19 protein-coding genes and 1 tRNA gene are annotated in these 20730 nt (G+C 70.5%); 15 read left to right on the top strand and 5 right to left on the bottom strand.

Features of this window, described 5'->3' with window-relative positions; translation table 11 throughout:
- The first annotated feature begins 48 nt into the window (after positions 1–48).
- From NIE111_RS13810 to NIE111_RS13785, 6 genes are all read left to right on the top strand, one after another.
- Positions 49–588 carry a hypothetical protein gene (locus NIE111_RS13810; protein ID WP_238684774.1) on the top strand — a complete coding sequence of 180 codons (540 nt, stop codon included), beginning with the start codon at positions 49–51 and terminating at the stop codon, positions 586–588.
- A complete protein-coding gene (locus tag NIE111_RS13805) occupies positions 579–1325 on the top strand; it encodes a hypothetical protein (RefSeq protein WP_238684773.1) in 747 nt (248 codons plus the stop codon). The genes NIE111_RS13810 and NIE111_RS13805 overlap by 10 nt, the downstream gene beginning before the upstream one ends.
- Positions 1326–1767: 442 nt before the next feature.
- Positions 1768–4599, top strand: coding sequence for a type I DNA topoisomerase (topA, locus tag NIE111_RS13800; RefSeq protein WP_238684772.1), 2832 nt, complete (start codon positions 1768–1770; stop codon positions 4597–4599).
- A gap of 142 nt (positions 4600–4741) precedes the next feature.
- Positions 4742–5368: a TetR/AcrR family transcriptional regulator gene (locus NIE111_RS13795; protein ID WP_238684771.1), complete on the top strand. Its 627-nt coding sequence runs from the start codon at positions 4742–4744 to the stop codon at positions 5366–5368.
- The gene (locus NIE111_RS13790; protein WP_238684770.1) at positions 5365–5664 is read left to right on the top strand and encodes a hypothetical protein; all 300 of its coding nucleotides are present in this window, start codon (positions 5365–5367) and stop codon (positions 5662–5664) included. The genes NIE111_RS13795 and NIE111_RS13790 overlap by 4 nt, the downstream gene beginning before the upstream one ends.
- Entirely contained in the window at positions 5661–6761 is a 1101-nt protein-coding gene (locus NIE111_RS13785) for a GDSL-type esterase/lipase family protein (RefSeq protein ID WP_238684769.1), read from the top strand. Before NIE111_RS13790 ends, NIE111_RS13785 begins: the two co-directional genes overlap by 4 nt.
- 31 nt (positions 6762–6792) lie before the next feature.
- On the opposite strand, the gene NIE111_RS13780 is transcribed toward NIE111_RS13785, so the two are convergent.
- Entirely contained in the window at positions 6793–8109 is a 1317-nt protein-coding gene (locus NIE111_RS13780; protein ID WP_238684768.1) for a D-arabinono-1,4-lactone oxidase, read from the bottom strand.
- 226 nt (positions 8110–8335) lie between these two features.
- Between NIE111_RS13780 and NIE111_RS13775 the strand changes: the two genes are divergently transcribed.
- Entirely contained in the window at positions 8336–8941 is a 606-nt protein-coding gene (locus NIE111_RS13775) for a TetR/AcrR family transcriptional regulator (RefSeq protein ID WP_238684767.1), read from the top strand.
- A gap of 50 nt (positions 8942–8991) precedes the next feature.
- Here the strand turns inward: NIE111_RS13775 and NIE111_RS13770 are convergent, their stop codons facing one another.
- Complete coding sequence (locus NIE111_RS13770; RefSeq protein ID WP_238684766.1) at positions 8992–10200, bottom strand: amino acid deaminase/aldolase; 1209 nt, start codon at positions 10198–10200, stop codon at positions 8992–8994.
- 308 nt (positions 10201–10508) lie between these two features.
- Here NIE111_RS13770 and tmk point away from each other — a divergent pair, with 308 nt between their 5' ends.
- The 6 genes from tmk (at position 10509) to NIE111_RS13740 (ending at position 16500) form a co-directional block, all read left to right on the top strand.
- Positions 10509–12608 carry a dTMP kinase gene (gene tmk, locus NIE111_RS13765; protein ID WP_266305230.1) on the top strand — a complete coding sequence of 700 codons (2100 nt, stop codon included), beginning with the start codon at positions 10509–10511 and terminating at the stop codon, positions 12606–12608.
- Positions 12608–13870, top strand: a complete 1263-nt coding sequence (locus tag NIE111_RS13760) for a DNA polymerase III subunit delta' (protein ID WP_238684765.1) — start codon at positions 12608–12610, stop codon at positions 13868–13870. The genes tmk and NIE111_RS13760 overlap by 1 nt, the downstream gene beginning before the upstream one ends.
- Before the next feature lie 122 nt (positions 13871–13992).
- On the top strand, positions 13993–14322 hold the full coding sequence (locus tag NIE111_RS13755; RefSeq protein ID WP_238684764.1) for a YbaB/EbfC family nucleoid-associated protein: 330 nt from the start codon (positions 13993–13995) through the stop codon (positions 14320–14322).
- 1 nt (position 14323) lies between these two features.
- A complete protein-coding gene (locus NIE111_RS13750; RefSeq protein ID WP_112725261.1) occupies positions 14324–14629 on the top strand; it encodes a type VII secretion target in 306 nt (101 codons plus the stop codon).
- Positions 14629–15309, top strand: coding sequence for a hypothetical protein (locus NIE111_RS13745; RefSeq protein WP_238684763.1), 681 nt, complete (start codon positions 14629–14631; stop codon positions 15307–15309). Before NIE111_RS13750 ends, NIE111_RS13745 begins: the two co-directional genes overlap by 1 nt.
- Before the next feature lie 351 nt (positions 15310–15660).
- Positions 15661–16500, top strand: a complete 840-nt coding sequence (locus tag NIE111_RS13740) for a PSP1 domain-containing protein (RefSeq protein ID WP_238684762.1) — start codon at positions 15661–15663, stop codon at positions 16498–16500.
- 160 nt (positions 16501–16660) lie between these two features.
- On the opposite strand, the gene NIE111_RS13735 is transcribed toward NIE111_RS13740, so the two are convergent.
- Positions 16661–18415: a metallophosphoesterase family protein gene (locus NIE111_RS13735; RefSeq protein ID WP_238684761.1), complete on the bottom strand. Its 1755-nt coding sequence runs from the start codon at positions 18413–18415 to the stop codon at positions 16661–16663.
- A 144-nt stretch (positions 18416–18559) separates the two neighbouring features.
- Here NIE111_RS13735 and NIE111_RS13730 point away from each other — a divergent pair.
- Positions 18560–18636, top strand: a tRNA-Thr gene (locus tag NIE111_RS13730).
- Positions 18637–18811: 175 nt separating this feature from the next.
- Complete coding sequence (locus NIE111_RS13725; RefSeq protein ID WP_238684760.1) at positions 18812–19246, top strand: DUF6228 family protein; 435 nt, start codon at positions 18812–18814, stop codon at positions 19244–19246.
- A gap of 22 nt (positions 19247–19268) precedes the next feature.
- Here the strand turns inward: NIE111_RS13725 and NIE111_RS13720 are convergent, their stop codons facing one another.
- Together NIE111_RS13720 and NIE111_RS13715 are read right to left on the bottom strand one after the other, a co-directional pair.
- The gene (locus NIE111_RS13720; RefSeq protein ID WP_238684759.1) at positions 19269–19487 is read right to left on the bottom strand and encodes a hypothetical protein; all 219 of its coding nucleotides are present in this window, start codon (positions 19485–19487) and stop codon (positions 19269–19271) included.
- A gap of 128 nt (positions 19488–19615) precedes the next feature.
- Positions 19616–20713, bottom strand: a complete 1098-nt coding sequence (locus tag NIE111_RS13715) for a methyltransferase domain-containing protein (RefSeq protein WP_372488333.1) — start codon at positions 20711–20713, stop codon at positions 19616–19618.
- Positions 20714–20730 lie beyond the last annotated feature (17 nt).

Here is a 20730-nt window from a genome sequence, read left to right as displayed (position 1 = left end):
ACCAACGGCCCGATGCCACACCTGGCCAAAGGCCGTACGCTGCAACGCATGCGTACGTGCCGGGCGTCTGCCGCCGGAAAGCTCACGGTGGTCCTGGCCACGATCGTCGTTCTGGCCGGCTGCGGCGGGGGTCCCAGCCCACGGGCCTGGGCGGCCTCGGTCTGCGGTGCCCTCACCCCGTGGCGTTCCGAGATCAACAAGCTGACCAGCAGCACTGACGAGCAGATGACAGCGCAGACCACGCCGGCGCAGGCCAAGGAGAACCTGGTGCGGCTCTTCGATGGGGCGGAGCAGGCCAGCGAGGCCGCGCGCCGCAAGGTGGAGAAGGCGGGTATCCCGGAGGCGGAGAACGGCGAGGCCATCTCCGCCGGTTTCCGCAGCTCCCTGGGGAAGATGCGGGACGCGTACGGTCGTGCCCGGGACACCATCGACGGCTTGGGCACGGGTGAGCCGACGGCCTTCTACGACGGCGTGCGGGCCGCCGTGGAGACCCTCAACACGGAGTACGACGCCAGCGCGTTGGACACCAGCAAGCTCAACTCCGAGGAGTTGAAACAGGCATTCGACGAGGTGCCGGAGTGTCGCTGAGCGGGCTCGGTGACACCGGGAAGGCACAGCCGCCCCCGGCGCTGTTCCCCGCGCCCGAGTCCGACACGCCCACTCCCGGGCGACGCCGCGGCGGCGCGCCGCAGAACCGCCCGCAGCAGGACGGCTCAGTCCAGAACGGCCCACCCCAGACTGACGACGCTGGCCGGCAACTTGTCTTCTTCGGCGCGGACGCGGCCGAACCGGCAGTCGCCGACCTGGCCGGGCTGCTCGCCGGGCCCGGTGAGGTGGTTCGGATGGGCGGCACGGCCCGGCTCTCGGTGCAGGTGGACGCCGCCTGGCGGGTGCACGTGCTGGTCGCCGAGTTGGCGTCGCGTGGGCTGGCGGCGAGCTGGGAGCCGACCGAGGGCGCGCGACACGCCGTTCGTACGTCGTACACCCGGGTCTTGAAGCCGCTCGCGGCCGCCTGGCTGCACGGTACGACGAAACGCCCGCCGGCCGCCTTCCACCTGACCGGTCGGCGGTTGCGGCTGTGGCTCGCCGCCGCCGGGACGCCGGAGCCTCCGGACTGCTTCCTGTTGCGGCTGGGCGCCGACGACCACGAGTGTTGGGAGCCGATCGGCGTGGCGCTCGCCTCGGCGGGGATGGCGGGGACGCTGCTCGGCCCGGCTGAGGGCGGCCCGGCGTACCGAATAATCGGCCGCCGCCGGTTGGCCCGCCTCGCCGAGCTGGTCGGCGGGCCGCCGAACGCGGCGCCGGTCGACGCCTGGCCAACCTGATCCACCCCACCTTCACCGGGTCGATCACGGAGCTGTGGTGGGGGACGTACTGCTTGTTCTGGCTTAAAACGCCCACCACAAGTCCGTGATCGGCGGGGTTGGGCGGCGGCCCTGGGGTGGGCCGGCCGGGTGTCCGGTGCCGGACAGCGGGCGGGTCGATCCAGGCGGAAAACGGGCGGCTCGGGCCTCGGTCGTGGGCCCGCCATCGTCACAGTGACCCGCTTCGAGCCCTACCCACGGTGTACGGTGGCGCCGTCCGGCAGTGCCGAGCGCGGCAGGGTGGCGTCGACAGCCGCCTTGAAGCGGTTTGCGGCCCGCGAAACCCGAAACGCGGGCGGCGCGTTACGTTGGACATCCGGACCGCCGGTGCGACGGCGGGGTCGAAAGCGGTCGCTGTCCGGGCGCCGGCAGACCACGAGCAGGAGTGAGGTCGGGGAGAGACGTGCCGAGCAACGCTGGAACCACCCGTCTGGTCATCGTCGAGTCACCGGCGAAGGCCAAGACGATCTCGGGCTACCTTGGCCCGGGGTACGTCGTGGAGGCCAGCTTCGGTCACGTCCGCGACCTGCCGCGTAACGCCGCCGACGTGCCGGCCAAGTACAAGAAGGAACCCTGGGCCCGGCTCGGGGTGGACGTCGACAACGGCTTTCAGGCGCTCTACGTCGTCTCCGCCGACCGTAGGCAGCAGATCAGCAAGCTGGTGAAGCTGGCCAAGGAAGTCGACGAGATCTTCCTGGCGACGGATGAGGACCGCGAGGGCGAGGCGATCGCCTGGCACCTGGTCGAGACGCTCAAGCCCAAGGTCCCGGTCAAGCGGATGGTCTTCCACGAGATCACCAAGCCGGCGATCCAGGCGGCGGTGGCCAACCCCCGGGAGATCGACCGCGACCTGGTCGACGCCCAGGAGGCGCGCCGGATCCTCGACCGCCTGTACGGCTACGAGGTCTCCCCGGTGCTGTGGAAGAAGGTCATGCCGCGGCTCTCGGCAGGCCGGGTGCAGTCCGTGGCGACCCGCATCGTGGTCGAGCGGGAGCGGCAGCGGATGGCCTTCCGCACCGCCGAATACTGGGACATCCTGGCCACCCTCGCGGTGGCCAACGGCGGCGAGGGCCCGCGTGCGTTCAACGCGACCCTCATCGCGCTCAACGGTGACCGGATCGCCACCGGTAAGGACTTCGAGCCGACCACCGGCCGGGTGAAGCCTGGCGCCGGCGTCGTCCACCTCGACGAGAGCGGCGCCCGTGGTCTCGCGGCCCGCTTGGAGGGGCGGCCGTTCACCGTCACCCGGGTCGAGGAGAAGCCCTACCGCCGTCGCCCGTACGCGCCGTTCATCACCTCGACCCTCCAGCAGGAGGCGGCCCGCAAGCTGCGCCTGTCCTCGCAGCAGACGATGCGCACCGCGCAGCGCCTGTACGAGAACGGCTACATCACCTATATGCGTACCGACTCGGTCAACCTGTCGGAGACCGCCATCTCGGCGGCGCGTCGACAGATCGTCGAGCTGTACGGCGAGCGCAGCGTTCCGCCGGAGCCGCGCCGCTACACCGGCAAGGTGAAGAACGCGCAGGAGGCGCACGAGGCGATTCGCCCGGCGGGGGACAACTTCCGTACCCCGGGCGAGGTGGCCAAGGAGCTGTCCGCCGAGGAGTTCAAGCTCTACGAGCTGATCTGGCGGCGCACCATCGCCTCGCAGATGACCGACGCGGTCGGCTCCAGCGTGTCGGTGCGCATCCGGGCGGTCTCCACCTCCCAGGAGGAAGCCGACTTCGGCGCGACCGGCAAGACCATCACCGACCCGGGCTTCCTGCGCGCCTACGTCGAGTCCAGCGACGACGAGAACGCCGAGGCCGAGGACGCCGAGCGCCGGCTGCCCACCCTGGTCAAGGACCAGCCGCTGACCGCCGACGAACTGGCCGCGCAGGGCCACCACACCCAGCCGCCGTCGCGCTACACCGAAGCGTCGCTGGTCAAGGCCCTGGAAGAGCTGGGCATCGGCCGCCCGTCCACCTACGCGTCGATCATGCAGACGATCCAGGACCGGGGGTACGTCACCAAGCGCGGCCAGGCGATGATCCCGACCTTCCTGGCCTTCGCGGTGATCGGGCTGATGGAGCGGCACTACCCCCGCCTCATCGACTACGACTTCACGGCCACCATGGAGAACGAGCTGGACGAGATCGCCGGCGGTGACCACGCGGCGGTCGACTTCCTCACGGCGTTCTACTTCGGCAGCTCCAACGGTGCTGGCGACCAGGACATCGCCCGTTCCGGTGGGCTCAAGAAGCTGGTCACCGAGAACCTCAGCGACATCGACGCCCGCAGCGTCAACTCCATCCCGCTCTTCACCGACGACGACGGCCGCGAGGTCGTGGTGCGGGTCGGCCGCTACGGGCCGTACCTGCAACGTGAACTGCCCGGCGGTGAGCAGCCGGCACCGGCTGCCGAGGGCGAGGAGGGCGGCTCCCAGGGTGACCGGGCGCCGATCCCCGAGGGCCTGGCCCCGGACGAGCTGACCCCGGAGAAGGTGCACGAGCTGTTCCTGGGCGGCAGCGGCGAGCGCAAGCTCGGCGACGACCCCGGCACCGGCGAGCCGATCGTGCTCAAGTCCGGCCGGTTCGGCCCGTACGTGTCCAGCGGCGAGCGGAAGTCGTCGCTGCTGCGTACGCAGACCCCGGACTCGCTGACCCTCGAGGAGGCGCTCAAGCTGCTCAGCCTTCCCCGGCTGATCGGTGTCGCGCCGGACGGCGTCGAGGTCTTCGCGAACAACGGTCGCTACGGCCCGTACGTCAAGCGGGGCGAGGAGTTCCGGTCGCTGGAGTCCGAGGACCAGATGTTCACTGTCGGTCTGGACGAGGCGCTGGCTCTGCTGGCCGCGCCGAAGGCGCGTGGACGGCGAGCCGCAGCCCCGCCGTTGCGCGAGATGGGCGTGGACCCGGCCACCGAGAAGCCGATGGTGATCAAGGACGGCCGGTTCGGCCCGTATGTCACCGACGGTGAGTTCAACGCGTCGCTGCGGCGCGGGCAGACTCCCGAGGCGCTGACCATCGAGGAAGCGTCCGAGATGCTGGCCGAGAAGCGGGCGAAGGGCCCGGCGCCGAAGAAGAAGGCGGCGGCGAAGAAGGCGCCCGCGAAGAAGGCCACGGCCACCAAGAAGACGGCCGCCGCCAGCAAGTCCACTGCCGCGAAGAAGACCACGACGGCCAAGGCGACGGCGGCGAAGAAGGCTCCGGCGAAGAAGGCCGCCCCACGCAAGGCAGCGACCAGCACGGAGTAGCCCTCCGCGCCGTCTGAACCGTGCTTCAGAATCTTGGACAGTTTCCGTTCGGAAACTGTCCAAGATCTATTTTGCGGTGTTTCGGGTCACGCGAGTGGCTCAGTCCTTCACTGTTTCGCCGGTACGGTCGTACCGTATGGTCATGCCGATCAGGAAGAGGCGTGCTGGCGGAGACAGGCGGGACGCCGTTCTCGACGCCGTGGCCGGCGTGCTGGCCGCCCGCGGATACGAGAACACCCGCTTCACCGACGTGTCCGCTGCCGGCGGGGTCGCGATCAGCACCCTCCAGACCTACTTCGGCTCCCGCGAAGACATGATCATCGAGGCCATGCAGGTGTTCACCGACCGGGAGGTCGAGGCCCTGAGGGCCGTCTCCGCCGCCGAGGATGATCCGTGGCGACGACTCGTCGCGCTTGTCGACCGGAGTCTGCACAATTCGGAGCAGACCCGGCAGGTGCTTGTGGAGTTCTGGCGCTCCGCCATGCGTGACGACGAGCTGCGTGACTACAGCGCCACAGTGCAGGAGCGGTACCGGGCGCCCTTCCTGGCCGCCGTCCGGGAGGGCGCTGCCCGGGGTGCGTTCACGCTGGCCCAGGACGCCGAGGCCGTGACGGACCTCCTGCTCGCGGCGCTGGCCGGTCTGATCATCTCCCGGGTCCAGAGCCACCCCACGCCGGCACCCGCTGACTTCCGCGATGTCCTCCTGGGCCAGCTCCGACTGATGCTGGGCGTCAACGGCTCCCCACCCGAACGGATCGAGGCACGATGACCACAGTCGAAATCACCCGCTTTCGCGTCCCCGCCGAGCGCGCTGACGCCCTGCTGGCCGCGCGGCCGGCGATGCTGCGCGACTTCCAGGCCGATCGTGGCGGCTTCCTCGACGCGCGACTGATCCGGCTGACGGCCGACGAGTGGCTGGACATCGTCTTCTGGAGTTCGTCCGAGGACTACGCCGAATCCCGCCGTCGAGGCGCCAACCTGCCCGGCATCCAGACGTTCTTCTCCCTGATCGATTCGGTGATCAGCATGGAGGAGGGCACCACTACCGACCTGGACCAGCCATGATCTGGACCGCCGGTTTCCGTACCGGAGTGCTCAGTCCGTACGAGCGGCTCCAGTTCAGCGAACCCCGTGGCTTCGCCGACCAGACCGTTCGTCAGGTGCTGCACCTGGCCGGCGGCGGGGAGGCATTCCGGGTACGGCTGACGAACCGCTACGGCCGCACTCCGTTGACCATCGGGGCTGCCACTGTCGCCGTCGGCGGTCAGTGGGTCGCCCTCACCGTCGACGGCGCGGAGCGCCACGTCATCCCGGCGGGCGAGGAGGCGGTCACCGACCCGGTGGACATCCCCGTCGCGGCCGGCACGGACCTGGTGCTGAGCCTCTACCTTCCGGAGCGGACCGGTCTGGCCACCCACTCGCACAAGCCGGCCGAAGTCGCCCGGATAGCCGACGGCAATCACGTCACCTCTCCCGCACTGGTGGGGGCTGAGCAGGTCGAGGCGAGGTTCTACCTGGCGGGCGTCGACGTGCTCGCCCCCCGGGACACCGCCGTAGCCGTGGCCTTCGGCGACTCCTGGTTCGAAGGGGTCGGCACCACGACGAGCGCGAATCGTCGCTCGGTCGACGTCCTCAACCGGCGTCTGAAGCGCGGGTGGGTGGTCAACCAGGGCATCGCCGGGAACCGTCTCCTGCGCGACGGCGTCGGCGAACACGGTCTGGCGCGCTTCGACAGTGACGTTCTCTCCATCCCCGCCCTGACCCACGTCCTGGTCCACTTCGGTATCAACGACCTCGGCCTTCCGGCCATGTTGGGCGAGCCGCCGGTCACCGCCGACGCCCTCGTCGAGGGCTTCCGAGCGCTGGCCGATCGCGCTCACGGCGCCGGTCTGCGGATCGTCGTCGCCACCATCGGCCCGTTCGCGGGCGCCGGCCCGGAGATCAGCACGCCGGCGGGCCTCGCCACCCGACGCGAGGTGAACGACTGGATCCGTACGACTGACGCCTTCGACGCCGTCGTCGATGTGGCGAGCGCTGTCGCGGACCCGCACGCCCCCGACCACATCCACTCGTCGCTGGACAGCGGCGACGGCATGCACCTGAACGACAGGGGCGCGGAGGCGATGGCCGACGCGGTGGACCTGGACGACCTGGCGCGCTAGCGCTGGTCACCGCGCGTACCGATGGGAGTCGTCAGACCCCGAGGACGTGGTTCAGGTGGGCGTTGGTGAAGACGCGATCAGGGTCGAGCCGGTCGCGGACGGCCTGGAAGTCCGCGAAGCGGGGGTACGCAGTGGCCAGCGAGGCGGCGTCGCGGTAGTGCAGCTTGCCCCAGTGCGGGCGACCGCCCAGCCCGGCGGCTACCTGCTCGAAGGCCCGGAAGTACGGCTCGTACGGCATGCCGACGTACTGGTGCACGGCGATGTAGGCGTTGTCCCGGCCGTAGCCGTGCGACAGCCAGATGTCGTCGCCGGCGGTGAATCGCACCTCCACCGGGAAGAGCACCTTGAACGGCAGGCCGTCCACGATCCGCTGGAGCGCGGCGAGCGCCTCGGGCAACGCCTCGCGGGGCAGGCCGTACTCCATCTCCACGAAGCGGACCCGGCGCGGCGTGCAGAAGACCCGGTCGGAGCGGCCGGTGTACTGACGTTCGGTGAGGGCGCGGGCGGAGACCGCGCTGATCCCCGGGGCCAGCGCGGGCACGGCCCGGCCGAGTCGGCAGGCGCCGGCGAAGACCCGGTTGGACAGGAAGTCGTCGTCCACCCAGCCGCGCCAGCGCGACAGCGGCCGGTCGTTGGCGGGTACCCGGTCGTTGGCCTTGACCTGGACCCGGGAGGTGTACGGGAACCAGTAGAACTCGACGTGGTCGTGCCGGCCGATCAGGTCGGGCAGTTCGCCGAGCACGTTGGCCAGCTCGGCCGGTCGTTCGTGGGCACGCAGGACGAAGGCGTCCACGCAGCGCAGGGTCACCTCGACTAGGACGCCGAGCGCGCCGAGTGACACCCGGGCTGCGGCGAGGACGTCGGGATGCTCGTCGGCGGAGCAGCGCAGCACTTCGCCGGTGCCGGTGACCAGTGTGATCGCCTCCACGAAGGTGGAGAGGCACCCGTAACCGGCTCCGGTGCCGTGGGTGCCGGTGGAGATCGCCCCGGCGACGGTCTGCGCGTCGATGTCGCCGAGGTTGGGCAGCGCGAGGCCGTGCCGGGCGAGCAGGCCGTTGAGCGCGTGCAGGGTCATGCCCGCCGGCACCGTGACAAGTCGGTGTGCGACGTCCACGCTGACCATCGTGTCCAGGTCGGACAGATCCATCCGGCGGTCGTCGGCGAGCGCGACGGCGGTGAATGAGTGGCCGCTGCCCGTCACCCGGATCCGACCGCCGTCGGCGGCGGCGGATCTGACGGCTTCTGCGACGTCTTCCGGCGAGCCGGGGCGCAGGATCGCGCTGGCGCTGCCACGCTGGTTCCCGGCCCAGTTGGACCATCCAGCCCCGAGCGGTGCGGTGCGGACCATGCGCGCTCCTCATTCATGAATATGAACTGACTTCATATCAGGAACGTTCTAGCTGGTAAATACCGCAATTGCGATCCGCTCGTTGTACCGGTAGTCACGGACTCGTGACGTGGAGATATGTTCATCCGTCGAAGGGGGGTGGCGCAGAGTGTCCACACCAGCCGCCACGACCGGGCCGCTGCGCCGCGTACCGGTGCAAGGTCGAAGTGTCGCGCGGGTACAGCGCATGTTGGATGCCTGCGCCGAACTCGTCGACGAGGTGGGGTACGAGGGGCTGACCACCACCCTGCTCGCCGAGCGGGCCGAGGTGGCGATCGGGTCGGTCTACCAGTTCTTCCCGGACAAGCGAGCGATCGTGCAGGCGTTGACCCTGCGGACCATGGAGTCCTATCTCCAGCGCCTCGACGAGCGGTTCGCCTCCGACGAGATGACCCACTGGTGGGACGGCGTCGACGCGGGCATCGACGAGTACATCACGATGCACCGCACCGTCCCGGGCTTCCGTACCCTGCACTTCGGCGACGTGGTCGACCTGCACCTGCTCGACGAGCAGCGGGACAACAACGGCGTGATCGCCGACCAGTTGGCCCGGGTGCTCACCGAACGTTTCGGGCTCACCGACGTGCCCAAGCTGCGCTTCGTGCTGGAGATCGCTGTCGAGGCGGCGGACGCGCTGATCAAGCTCGCGTTCCGCCGGAAGTCCGAAGGCGACGAGCGGGTGCTGTTGGAGGCGAAGGCGTTGATCCGGGAGTACCTGCACCGCCAGGTGGACGGCCCGGACAATGGCCGACCCGCCGTCGGCAAGCAGGCTGAGGCGGCCCAACCCGCCTGAGTCGGTGTGGCGCGCGGTCCTCGGCCGGCGGTGAGGGCGGCTGTCCGGTCTCAGAGGAAGGCCTGCCCCTCACCCCGGTAGGTGGGGACTCTCGCCACCACCGCGTCGCCCTCGATCAGGTGCAGCTCGTTGACCCGTTCACACAGCTCACCTGCCTTGGCGTGCCGGAACCACACCCGGTCGCCGACGTTCAGCCCGGCCGCCGCCGCTCCGGACAGTGGAGTCTGCACCTCGCCGGCGCCCTCGGTGCCGACCAGCTTCAGCCCCGCCGGTAGCCACGGCCGGGGCAGTCGACTGTCGGCGGCCGGGCCGGAGGCGATCCAGCCACCGCCGAGCACCGTCGCCAGTTCCGGCGTCGGTCGGCGGACCACCGCGCAGGCGAAGAACGCCGCTGGGGTGGGCCGCCAGGCGCGGTACGCGTCGAACAGCGTCGGCCCGTACAGGCCCGATCCCGCGGTGATCTCGGTTACCGCGGGATCGGCGCTGGTCGCGGCCACGCTGCCGGTGCCGCCGCCGTTGACGAACTCCAGGTCGGCGTGCTCGCGTACCGCGGCGACCGCCGCGCCGCGGCGGGCCAGCAACTCGCGGTACGACCCACGCTGGGCCAGCCTGATCGCGCCGGCCAGCAGCGTCTTGCCCGGCGGCGCGTCACCCAGGCCGGCGATCTGCGCCTCGTACGACATCAGCCCGACCAGCCGGAAGCCGGGTCGACCGGCGACGGCTGCGGCGAGCGCGCCGGCCGCCCGCGCGCTGTGCACCGGTGAGCGGCGGACGCCGACGTGCACCCGACCGCGTAGCGGTCGCCAGGAGGCGTCCAGATCCAGGCAGAGCCGCAGCTCGGCGCGCTGCCCCGGTGCCGTGATGGCGTCGATGAGGTCGAGTTGGCCGGTGCTGTCGATCATCAGGGTGATCGCGGCGGCGAGCGTCGGGTCGGCGCCCAGTTCGGCGAGGGCGGCCCGGTCCGCGCTCGGGTACGCGACCAGCACGTCGTCGCTGACGCCGGCGCGGACCAGCCAGATCGCCTCGGGCACTGTGAACGCCATCACGCCCTGCCAGCCGGGCCGAGCGAGGGCTCGACTGATCAACTCCCGGCTGCGGACCGACTTGCTGGCCAGGCGGACCGGTTTTCCCGCGGCGCGATCGGCCAAGGCGACCGTGTTGGCGTCGAAGGCGGTGAGGTCGACCACCGCGTACGGGGGGTCGAGGTGGGCAGTCGCCCGATCCAGGCGCTCGCGAAGTTTGTCGCTTTCGATGGCCACGTGTGCACGCTAACTGTCCGACGGAGAATGCGAAATACCCTCGCGTACGTCCGGGCTGCGGTCGGTACCTCCGGCGGCCTAGGCTCAGCGAGCAGGAGAATGTCGCCCGGGGGGGTGGCCCCCACCGGGTCTAGAGTGTTGCACCGGAGGTGCCCAGCGATGGGCCGGCACGTGGAGGTACGGCCATCGAAAGCCAGAACAGCGGCGAGTCGCCCGGCGTGTCGCGCTCGGGTGACCAGTCGGACAACGCCGCCCAGCAGCCCAACGGCGGTCAGGTTGATCCGTCCGGTTATGCCGCAATCCGGTCCGTGCTGCGCATCCGGCCGTTCCGCCGGCTGTGGATCGTGCTCGGCGCGGCCTCCTTCGGTGACTGGCTCGGCCTGCTGGCCACCGCCCTCTTCGCCGCCTCGCAGGTGCAGGGCAGCACCGCACAGGGCGCGGCGTTCGGCGGGGTCACCGCGATCCGGCTGCTGCCCGCGCTGGTGCTCGGCCCGGTGGCCGGCGTCTTCGCCGACCGGTTCGACCGGCGCTGGACGATGGTCATCTGCGACCTGCTGCGCTTCGTGCTCTTCGCCTCCATTCCGCTCTACGCCCTCAGTGGCGCCGCGGGCGGCCTGGTGGTCGGCTGGGCGCTGATCGCCACCTTCCTGATCGAGTCGCTCACCCTGCTCTGGATCCCGGCCAAGGAGGCCGCGGTCCCGAACCTGATTCCGCGGGCCCGGCTGGAAGCGGCCAACCAGCTCACCCTGATCACCACCTACGGCCTCACCCCGGTCGCCGCCGCCATCAGCCTTGCCGTGCTCGACCGTGGCGTCCGTGGTGCCGTCGGCGGCGACCTGCCCTCCTGGGCCGAGCCGGCCCAGCTCGCGCTCTGGATCAACTCCTTCTCCCGGCTCGCCACCGCACTGGTGGTGGCATTCGGGATCAAGGAGATCAGCGAGGCGCAACGCGGTGAGGCCGAGCGTGCCGAGCAGAGCATGTTCCGGCAGTTCTCCGAGGGTTGGAAATACATCGGCCAGACCCCGCTCGTCCGCGGCCTGGTGCTGGGCATCTTCGGCGCGTTCGCCGGCGGCGGCATCGTGGTCGGCACCGCCAAGTTCTTCGCCAACTCGCTGGGCGCCGGCGACGCGGCGTTCTCGCTGCTCTTCGGTGCGATCTTCGTCGGCCTGGCGCTCGGCATCGGGCTCGGCCCGATGGTCGTCAAGGAGATGTCCCGGCGTCGCTGGTTCGGCATGAGCATCGTGCTGGCCAGCGCCGCGGTGATGACCCTCGCCTTCGCCATCCACCTGTCCATGGCTATCGTCGGCGCGGTGCTGGTCGGCGCCGGTGCCGGAATGGCCTTCCTGGCCGGCACCACGCTGCTGGGCGGCGAGGTGGCCGACGAGGTGCGCGGCCGGGTCTTCGCTGTCGTGCAGATCGGCACCCGGCTGGTGCTGATCCTGGCCATCGGGCTGAGCAGCGTGTTGGTCGGTGTCGGCGGCTCCCGCAAACTGACGATCGCCGACCTCGGCATCTCCGTCTCCTCCACCCGACTGCTGTTGCTCGCCGCCGGTGCCGCCGGCATCTTCGCCGGCATCAGCGCGTTCGGCCAGATGGACGACAAGAAGGGTGTCCCGGTCCTCGCCGACCTGTGGGGCTCCATCCGGGGCCGTCCGCTGATGCCCGCCGAGCCGTTCGTCTCCGCCGGGCTCTTCGTGGTCTTCGAGGGCGGCGAGGGCGCGGGGAAGTCCACCCAGCTCAGCGCGCTCTCCGAGCGGCTGCGCGGTCACGGCCGGGAGGTGGTGGTCACCCGCGAGCCGGGGGCCACCGGCGTCGGCCGGCGCATCCGGTCGCTGGTGCTGGACACATCCGGCGACGACGCGCCCTCCCCCCGGGCCGAGGCGCTGCTCTACGCCGCCGACCGGGCGCACCACGTGGCCACGGTCGTCCGGCCCGCGCTGGTTCGGGGCGGCGTGGTGATCAGTGACCGGTACGTCGACTCGTCCCTGGCGTACCAGGGCGCCGGCCGGACTCTGCCTGTCGACGAGGTCTCCTGGCTCTCCTCCTGGGCCACCGGTGGGCTCAAGCCCGACCTGGTGGTGCTGCTGGACGTCGAACCGCGCACCGGCCTGTCCCGGGTGGCCTCGCGCAACACCGGCACCGACCGGCTGGAGGCCGAGTCGATCGCCTTCCACGAACGTGTCCGGTACGCGTTCCTCGACCTCGCCGCCGCCGACCCGAAGCGCTACCTGGTGCTCGACGCGTCCCGGCCGACCGACGAGATCACCAGGAAGGTGGTCCGGCGGGTCGAGGAGATGCTCGGCAAGCCGGGCGGCATCGTGCACCCGCGGCCGGCGCAGGGCCCGGACACGTCGGTGCAGCCTGAGTTATCCGACGCGGAGCTGGTGACGATGGAGCACAAGACCTGATGCCGGACGTCTTCGCCGACCTGGTCGGTCAGGACGAGGCGGTGGTCGAGCTACGGCGCGCCGCCGCCGCGGCAGCCGCCGTGCTGCGTGCTGGCGCGGCCGCGTTGGTCACCGCCGGCCCGGCCAGCGGTGACGAGTCAGCGGCCGACGCCGCCGTGACCGGCGGGGTGGACCCTTCCACCGGGATGACGCACGCGTGGATCTTCACCGGGCCACCCGGCTCCGGCCGCTCGGTCGCCGCACGGGCGTTCGCCGCCGCACTCCAGTGCGTGCACGGCACCGGCTGCGGTGAGTGCCCCGGCTGCCGCACCACGATGGGCGGCACCCACGCCGACGTGCGGATGGTGGTGCCGGAAGGGCTCTCCATCGGCGTCGGCGAGATGCGCGCGCTGGTGCTCCGCGCGGCCAGCACCCCGTCCGGCGGGCGCTGGCAGGTGGTCGTCATCGAGGACGCCGACCGGCTCACCGAGGCCGCCGGCAACGCGCTGCTCAAGGCGATCGAGGAACCTCCGCCGCGCACGGTCTTCCTGCTCTGCGCCCCGTCCACCCACCCGGACGACATCTCGGTGACCATCCGGTCGCGCTGTCGTGTCGTACCCCTGCGGCAGCCGCCGGCCGCCGATGTGGCCGCGGTGCTGGTTCGTCGGGACGGCATCGCCCCCGACGTGGCGCAGTGGGCGGCGGCGGCCGCGCAGGGTCACGTGGGTCGGGCCCGCCGGCTGGCCCGCGACCCGGAGGCCCGCAAACGACGCGAGGCGGTGCTCGCTGTGCCCCGCCGGCTGACCGGTGTCGGCGCGGCGTTCGACGCGGCGTCCGCGCTGATCGAGGCGGCCGAGGCGGAGGCCGAGGCGTCGGTCACCGAGGCCGACACGACAGAGCGGGCGGCACTGGAGACCGCGCTCGGCGCGGGCGGCACCGGCCGGGGCGCGGCCGGCGCCATGCGAGGCGCTGCCGGGCAGCTCAAGGAGCTGGAGAAGCGGCAGAAGTCCCGGGCCACCCGGGCCCAACGGGACGCACTGGACCGGGCGCTGGTCGACCTCGCGGGCTTCTACCGGGACGCGCTCACCATGGCGCTGAGCGCACCCGTCGCCCCGGTGCACACCGACACGGCCGCCCTGGCCGGCGCCGGCGCGCAGAAATGGGACGCCGAGGGGTCGCTGCGCCGGTTGGAGGCCGTGCTCGCCTGCCGTGCGGCGATCGAGGCGAACGTCAAGCCGCGGATCGCGGTCGAGGCGATGATGCTCGCCCTCTGGAAGGGCTGACCCGCACTCCGCGGCCGTTGTCCACAGGCATCGACAGGCCCGATTGCGGTGCGGTACGGTCCCTGTGCCGTGGTGACGGTGGCACCACACTGAGTGATGGATCACCCGGGAGGAGTCGGCCGATGCCGCGGGGGGAGATCGACGAAGCCTGGATCGAGGAGGCGGTGCGACGCTACCGCCGGATCGAGTCCCTCCAGACCGAGTTCGACCAGGCGGTGTCGACCGTCGAAGTGACCGTCCGCTCGCCGGACGGCCTGGTCGAGGTGGTGGTCACCGCCGGTGGACGGATCACCGACGTCCGGTTCCTCGGGCCGCTGCACACCCGCAGCCCGCGCGACGTGGCCGGTTCCGTGCAGGCGGCGGTCACCGCGGCGGCCGACGCCGCCGAATGGGCGCGGGAAAAGCTGCACAACGAGACGTTCGCCGCCTACCGACCGCTCGCGGGGGCCTGAGATGGACACACTGCGCGCGCTCTCCGCCCGACTGGACGAGGCGAGCGCCACGCTCACAGTCGTTTCGCACACCGTCACCGCCAGCGATCCGGCCCAGGCCGCGTTCGGTGCCGACGCACCGGGCCGCCCGGGCGAGATCGGTCGGGCGCTGCACCGGCAGTGGACCACCGCCACCGACGACCGGGCCCGGGAGGCCCGTGCCGCGGCCGGTCGACTGGCCGCCGCCGCAGCGGCCGTGCGGGAGGCTGCCGACCGCTACGCCGAGGTCGACCGGGCGGCCCGCCGCCGGCTCACCGGGGAACCGTGATGGACGCGCTGGACCGGCTCGCCGAGCCCGGCCTCGACCTGCTTCGCCGGGTGGACAGACTGATCGCGGCCGGCGTCCCCGAGGGGCACCGGGTCTGGCCGCTGCTGCGCCGCATGCAGGTGCTGCCGGGCGACGCGGTTCGCGGCTTCCTCGACCTGCACCCGGTGCCGCTCGCCAGCGCCGGCCACGCGGTGCGCCGGCTCGTCCGGGGGTACGACGACGTCTCCGCCGCGCTCAGCGACCCGGTGCTCTGGTCCGGCCCGGCCGCCACGGCGTACGGGCAACAGCGGGCGGCGCTGCTACGCCACCTCGACGAGGGGCCGGACAGCCTGGTCGGGCGACTCGAATCCACAGCCGGTTACGCCGACGCCCTCGCCGACTGGGTGGAGGGCAGCCGTCTCGCGCTGGCTCGCACGCTGGCCGACGTGCTCCGCTCGGCCGAAGCGGTAGCCGTGGTCGCCGCCACCGCCACCGGTGCGTCGACGCGCCCCGGGCCGGTCGGGCCCGGTGTGGCCGACGCCGCCGAGATCGCCGCACGGGTGCTTGCGGTGCTCTGCGTCGCGTACGACGGTGCGGAGACGCTGCTGCGTCAGTGGGCACCGAGCCTGGCCGAGACCGCGTGGCGTCCGCCAACGGACGGACGACCCCGCTACGACCAGCCCACCCGGGTCGGCTGGTAACCGAGCCCGACCCCCCGGCCGTGGCGGTGTTGCCTCGGATCTTGATCCGCCGGCCGTTGCCGCGTTGCCGCGTTGCCGCGGACAGGCCACGGCGTCGCTCACGGGCGCCTGGCCTGAAGCCGGCGCCCACGGCGACGCCGTGGTCTTCCCCCTGCACCCCCCGCAGGTCTGCCTCCACTCAACGCCGCCGAGGCACGTCTTGTCTCCTGCCCGGCCCCGGATTCAACCGTCCGGGCGAGCAGCAACGGCACGACGGGACGTTCGGCAATAGGTCGAGTCGACGGTCATGAATGGCGGCGGGGCGTAGCCAGCCGCTGCGCTTCACGGCGTGACCCGTCGTAGGGTGGGGGGATGGGCATGCTCTGCGCGGTCAGCTTCAACCGGTACGGGCGGCTCTACTACCTCGACCCGGGCGAGTTGCGTCCGCAGGTGGGCGACCGGGTGCTGGTTCCCACGGATGACGGGCCCGAGGTGGCGGAGTGCGTATGGGCCGCGCAGTGGGTGACCGAGGAGACCGACGGCTTCCCCCGCCTGGTCGGGCTGGCCGGCGACGACGACCTCCGCCGGGACGAGGCGTTGCGTCGGCGCAAGGCCGAGGCCAAGGTCGCCGCGAAACGGCTGATCCGCTCGCACGGCCTTCCGATGAAGGTGGTGGCGGTCGACCATGTGCTCGGCTCCGCCGAGAGCGGCGGTGAGCGCAGCACCGTCTACTTCACCGCCCCGCACCGGGTGGATTTCCGTTCCCTGGTCCGCGACCTGGGCGCGACCCTGCACTGTCGGGTGGAACTGCGCCAGCTCTCCGCACGGGACTCCGCGCGGGTGCAGGGCGGCATCGGCTCCTGCGGTCGGGACCTGTGCTGCGCCACGTTCCTCACCGACTTCGAGCCGGTGACCATCCGGATGGCGAAGGACCAGGACCTTCCGCTCAACCCGCTGCGCATCTCCGGCGCGTGCGGTCGCCTGATGTGCTGCCTCAAGTACGAGCACCCGCTGTACCAGCGCTTTCAGGAAACCGCCCCAGCGGTCGGCAGTCGGGTCTCCACCCCCGAGGGCGACGGCCGGGTCGTCGGCCACAGCGTCCCGAGAGACGCGGTGACGGTACGCCTGGACGCCGACGGCTCGCGCTCAATGTGCTCCCGCGCCGACGTCTGCGGCTCCCGCCAAGCCCACGACCAGCAATACACCCCCTAACCCCGCGCCCCTCCCGCCCCGCCCCGGCCCGGCCCCCCGGCCCCCCGGCTCCCGCCCGCCGCTTAGCCCAGTTGATCAAGAAGTTTGCGTCAGGAATCGGGTCCGTCATGACGCAAACCTCTTGATCAACTCGGGTGGGGTGGGTGGGTGGGGTGGGGGTTTAGTGCAGGACTGTGGGAGGTTCGGTTAGGTGGGGGGTTAGGGGGGACTTGGGAATCAGCCAACTGTGGGTGGGGGACTGGTCGGGGTTCACCCGCCAGTCGCGGGAGACCCGATCCACCCCGAGCGGGTATATGGTCAACGTGCCGTCCGGGTCGATGCGCAGTCGCAGGAACGACTTCGAATCCTCGATGCCCTGGCCGGCGAAGAGTTCATTGACGTTCACTCCGAAAGAGCCCGCCACCAGCAGGTACGCCGCGACCAGTTGACTGGCGACCAGACCGATCACCGGGCCGTAGAGCACCGCCGCGGCGACCGCCGGCAGCGGCCACGGCCAGTCGTAGAACGGCAGCGCCAACCAGACCCACGTGCCGGCCGCCGCCAGCGCCACCTGCGCCACGCCGTGGCCCACTCCGAGGATCCAGTGCCGGGCGTGACGTTTGCCGCTCGCGCTCGGCGGCTTGGCGAACAGGGCCGCCGCGATCACCGTCACGAGCACCATCACCACCAGCGGGACGCTGAACAACCGCTGGTTGGTGCTGTCGGCCCAGTTCGCCGTCGCACCGGCCATGGCCAGCATCAGCAGGGTGTGCAGGGTGCCGAGAAGCGTGGTGAAGCCGGGATTGCGGAACGGCAACCGGGGGAAGATGCCCCAGCCGTAGCGGCGCGACCGCGCGGCGTCCGGGTAGCGGGCCACCAGGTCGTACGGCTGGGCGGAGCTGGCCTTGCGGGCGAGCGTGTCCCGCGGTGGCACCTCGATGCGCTCCGGCAGCTTGTGCGTGGGGTAGAGGTACGCGCCGCCGCCACCGCAGGTGATCAGCTCCCGGTCCGGCCCGGAGTAGCGGGCATAGTGGTGCAGGTCGCCGGAGAGCAACAGTCGCACCCGCGCCCCGGTCGGGTCGATGATCGTGCGGATGAAGTAGTCGATCGAGTCGTACGCCGTGGGGTTGTCGGCAGCCTTGACCCAGGTCGGCGCCGGCGCGGCGATGATCACCTTGGACTCCGGCCCGAGCCGCCGGGCCACCTCGTCGAAGTAGGCCAGCTGCGGGTCGTCCAGGTACGAGCCGGACTGGTCGTCCACGCCGAGCAACCACCAGCCCGCCGGCAACTCCACAGCGAAGTACGACCGGGACTGCCCGGTGCCCCAGCCCGCGAAGTTGCGGTCCCGGGAGCGGACGAACAACCGCAGGAACGCGGTGAGGCCGTCGTACCAGTCGTGGTTTCCCGGCACCGCGAAGAGCGTCGGCTTCTCGGCCGGCGCCACCGGCAGGGCGGCCTGGTAGGGGCCCTTGCACCGGTCCTCGTACGCGGCGTAGGCCGCCGACGGGTACACCTGGTCCCCGCCCATCACCAGTGTCTGCGCCCGGGGCAGGCGGTGCCCGTCGACGGTCAGCTCGGGCTGCGCCAGCAGGTACGCCACCGAGTAGGTGGCGTTGAAGCCGTCACCGAGGTCGGCCACGTAGTCGAGCCACAGCCCGCCGTCCGGCCCAACCTGGCGGAAGACGCCGTCGCCGAACGCGTTCTGCAACTCGCGCTTGTCGAGGTACGCCCCGAAGAGCACCGCCAGCAGCGTCCGGATGCCGGTGCTGATCAACAGAAACGGCGCCAGCCATGGCACCGGCTTGCGCGGCGTGAAGCCCAACTCCAACGGGTCGGTGCTGCGCGGCCGATGGGCGGCGCGTTCACCGGCCGGCGCGCGGTCAGGGCGTTCGGTCGTCTCGTCCTGACGTTCGGGGTGGTCGCGTTCGTCGCTCACCCGCCGCAGCGTAGTCCCGGCTCCGATCGTCCGCTGTCCGGTAAGCGTCCAGATGGCGGCCGATGTCCGGTTGGTGCTGGCGGGCGCGACGGGGGTATCCCGTTCGGTCGGTGCCGCCGGGGTGCCGTACACTTGCTGATCGTTGCCGCCTTAGCTCAGTCGGCTAGAGCGACGCACTCGTAATGCGTAGGTCGACGGTTCGATTCCGTCAGGCGGCTCCACTGAAAGGCCCAGGTCACCGGCTTGATCGCCGATCATGACCTGGGCCTTTTCTATTCCGAGAGCGCAGCCGTTGCTGGACGGGTGCGGACGCGACGCACAGGGCTTGCAGACAAGATGTCCCTGGCTCAGCCGGGAGACCGGGCCACCGCCGACATGGGCATACTGCGAGTCACTATGAGCGAACCGTTCGTCCTTCAGAGGTCTGACGACCAGCGCTGGCTTGTTCATCCTCCGCAAGATCCGTACGGCGACGGCTACGTCTACACGATCGCGACGGAGTTGCACGAGCTGGGCATGACAGCATCGACGATTGCCAAGATCGATGGGCTGTACGAGCCTGCGGACTCGACGCTGCCCGGGTTCGTGGAGAGGCTCGCGGCCGACTGGGAGGGTTGGAGCGGCACCCGTACCTGGACATCGATGGAACGCCAGCTCGTGATCGACGCTCGGCATGACGGTCGAGGCCACGTGTCACTGGGGGTGACTCTTCGAGCTGCCGGCCCCGACTGGGACGACACGGCCTGGTCCGCCAGAGCGGTCTTCGTCCTCGAAGCAGGGGAGGAGCTGACCCACTTTGCCGGCGACCTCACACACTTCCTCCGCACATAGCAGCGGTCGCACCAGATCGGTCCTACCGCAGCATGTCGGCGTCGCCCGTTTCCTGATCGACAGCCACCCGCAGCGGCCACCCAAAACTCACGACGTGGCAAAGCCGCACACCGGTCGCTGTCGTCACCTGCTCGATGGTCGCATCCTGCACGCTCGGCGGTTCGCGCAGATCTTGACGCTCGGCGAGGCGGCCGGCCAGGAATCGCATCGCGATCTGGACCGCCTCATCAGTGTCGACCACAAGAAGACAGTACGTAGTGGAAGACCGCGTCGGTGCCCGACCCTGTCGCTCGGGGGCAACGGCGGTACCCGAGGAGCCGACCGGGATCGCCTGGGCGGCGGACGCCGTCCGTCATTGTCCGCCCGATGTCAGATGTTCAACAGGCCGCCGTTGCGCTGGGCGTCATCCTTGATCGCTATGAGATTCGCGGAGACGTACGGGATGTTGTGGGCCTTGTGCCATTCACTCGGGAAGTACGTGACCAGCCGCGACGCTTGGAATCGGCATTCGATTTCAGGTACGAACCGAGAATATTTGGCGTCCGTGAAGTACCAGAAGGAGTTCTCGTTGTAGAACGCCACGTGTGTTGGGTCCTGGTAGGCGCCTCGACCGTCGGTGCTGGGGGTCAGCGACAACAGCATCCCGTTCGGTGCGAGCAGTCGGTACAGCTCGTTGAACAGCGCGATCTTGTCCGGGATGTGTTCCAGGAAGTCCACCGCCCGAATGACTCCGACGCTGTTGTCCGGCAGGTCGACACCTTTTCTGATGTCGCAGACAATGTCCACACCCGACCCGTCGTGGTAATCCAGCCCGAGATACCCTTCCGGCTTGTTGTGCGCGGAGCCCAGGTCGAGGGCCAGAAGTCCCTGCCGACGTGACCAGGCCAGCACGTTGTGTTGAATGTTCCGGTCGTAGATCTCCACCGTGCGCTGCTGGATGCGAGCGTTGACATCTGGGATGCGCTGCGTGTTCTTGGCATGCATGCGTTGGAGGTACAGGCACTTCTGAATGTGATGGAACTCGCTCACCTGGTACATCCGAGCCATGAGGTCGGCATCGTCCGCAACGTCGAGCGACTCGTCGTACCCGCCGACCTTCTCGTAGATGTCCCGACGGAATGCCCGTACGTGGTTCGGTGCGTACCAGATGTAGCTCACGTTGTGTGGCGTCGGCGGCAACGCCCGGCAGACCAGCACCTCGCGGCCGTCCACCTTGTCGTCGTAGTGCCGCCAGCCGAACGAACTCGCGAAACGGTCCTCAGAGCGGCCGCCATCCTCCTGGATCTGCGCGGTGTCGCTGTAGACGAACCCCACCTCCGGGTTGGCGTCGAAGGCGTCGACGATCTCTTGCAGGCAGTCGCTGCTGAGCAGGTCGTCGTCGTCAAGCTCGACCAGGATGTCACCGGCAGCCTCGGCGCAGGCGTACCCCTTCACGGCACCGACGCCGTTCAGGTTGTCCTGGACAATGAGCGTTTTTCATCCTC

The sequence above is a fragment of the Micromonospora hortensis genome (assembly GCF_022230935.1).
Lineage (GTDB): Bacteria > Actinomycetota > Actinomycetes > Mycobacteriales > Micromonosporaceae > Micromonospora > Micromonospora hortensis.
Note: the sequence above shows the minus strand (reverse complement) of the source record. Positions and strands in the feature narration are given on the sequence as shown.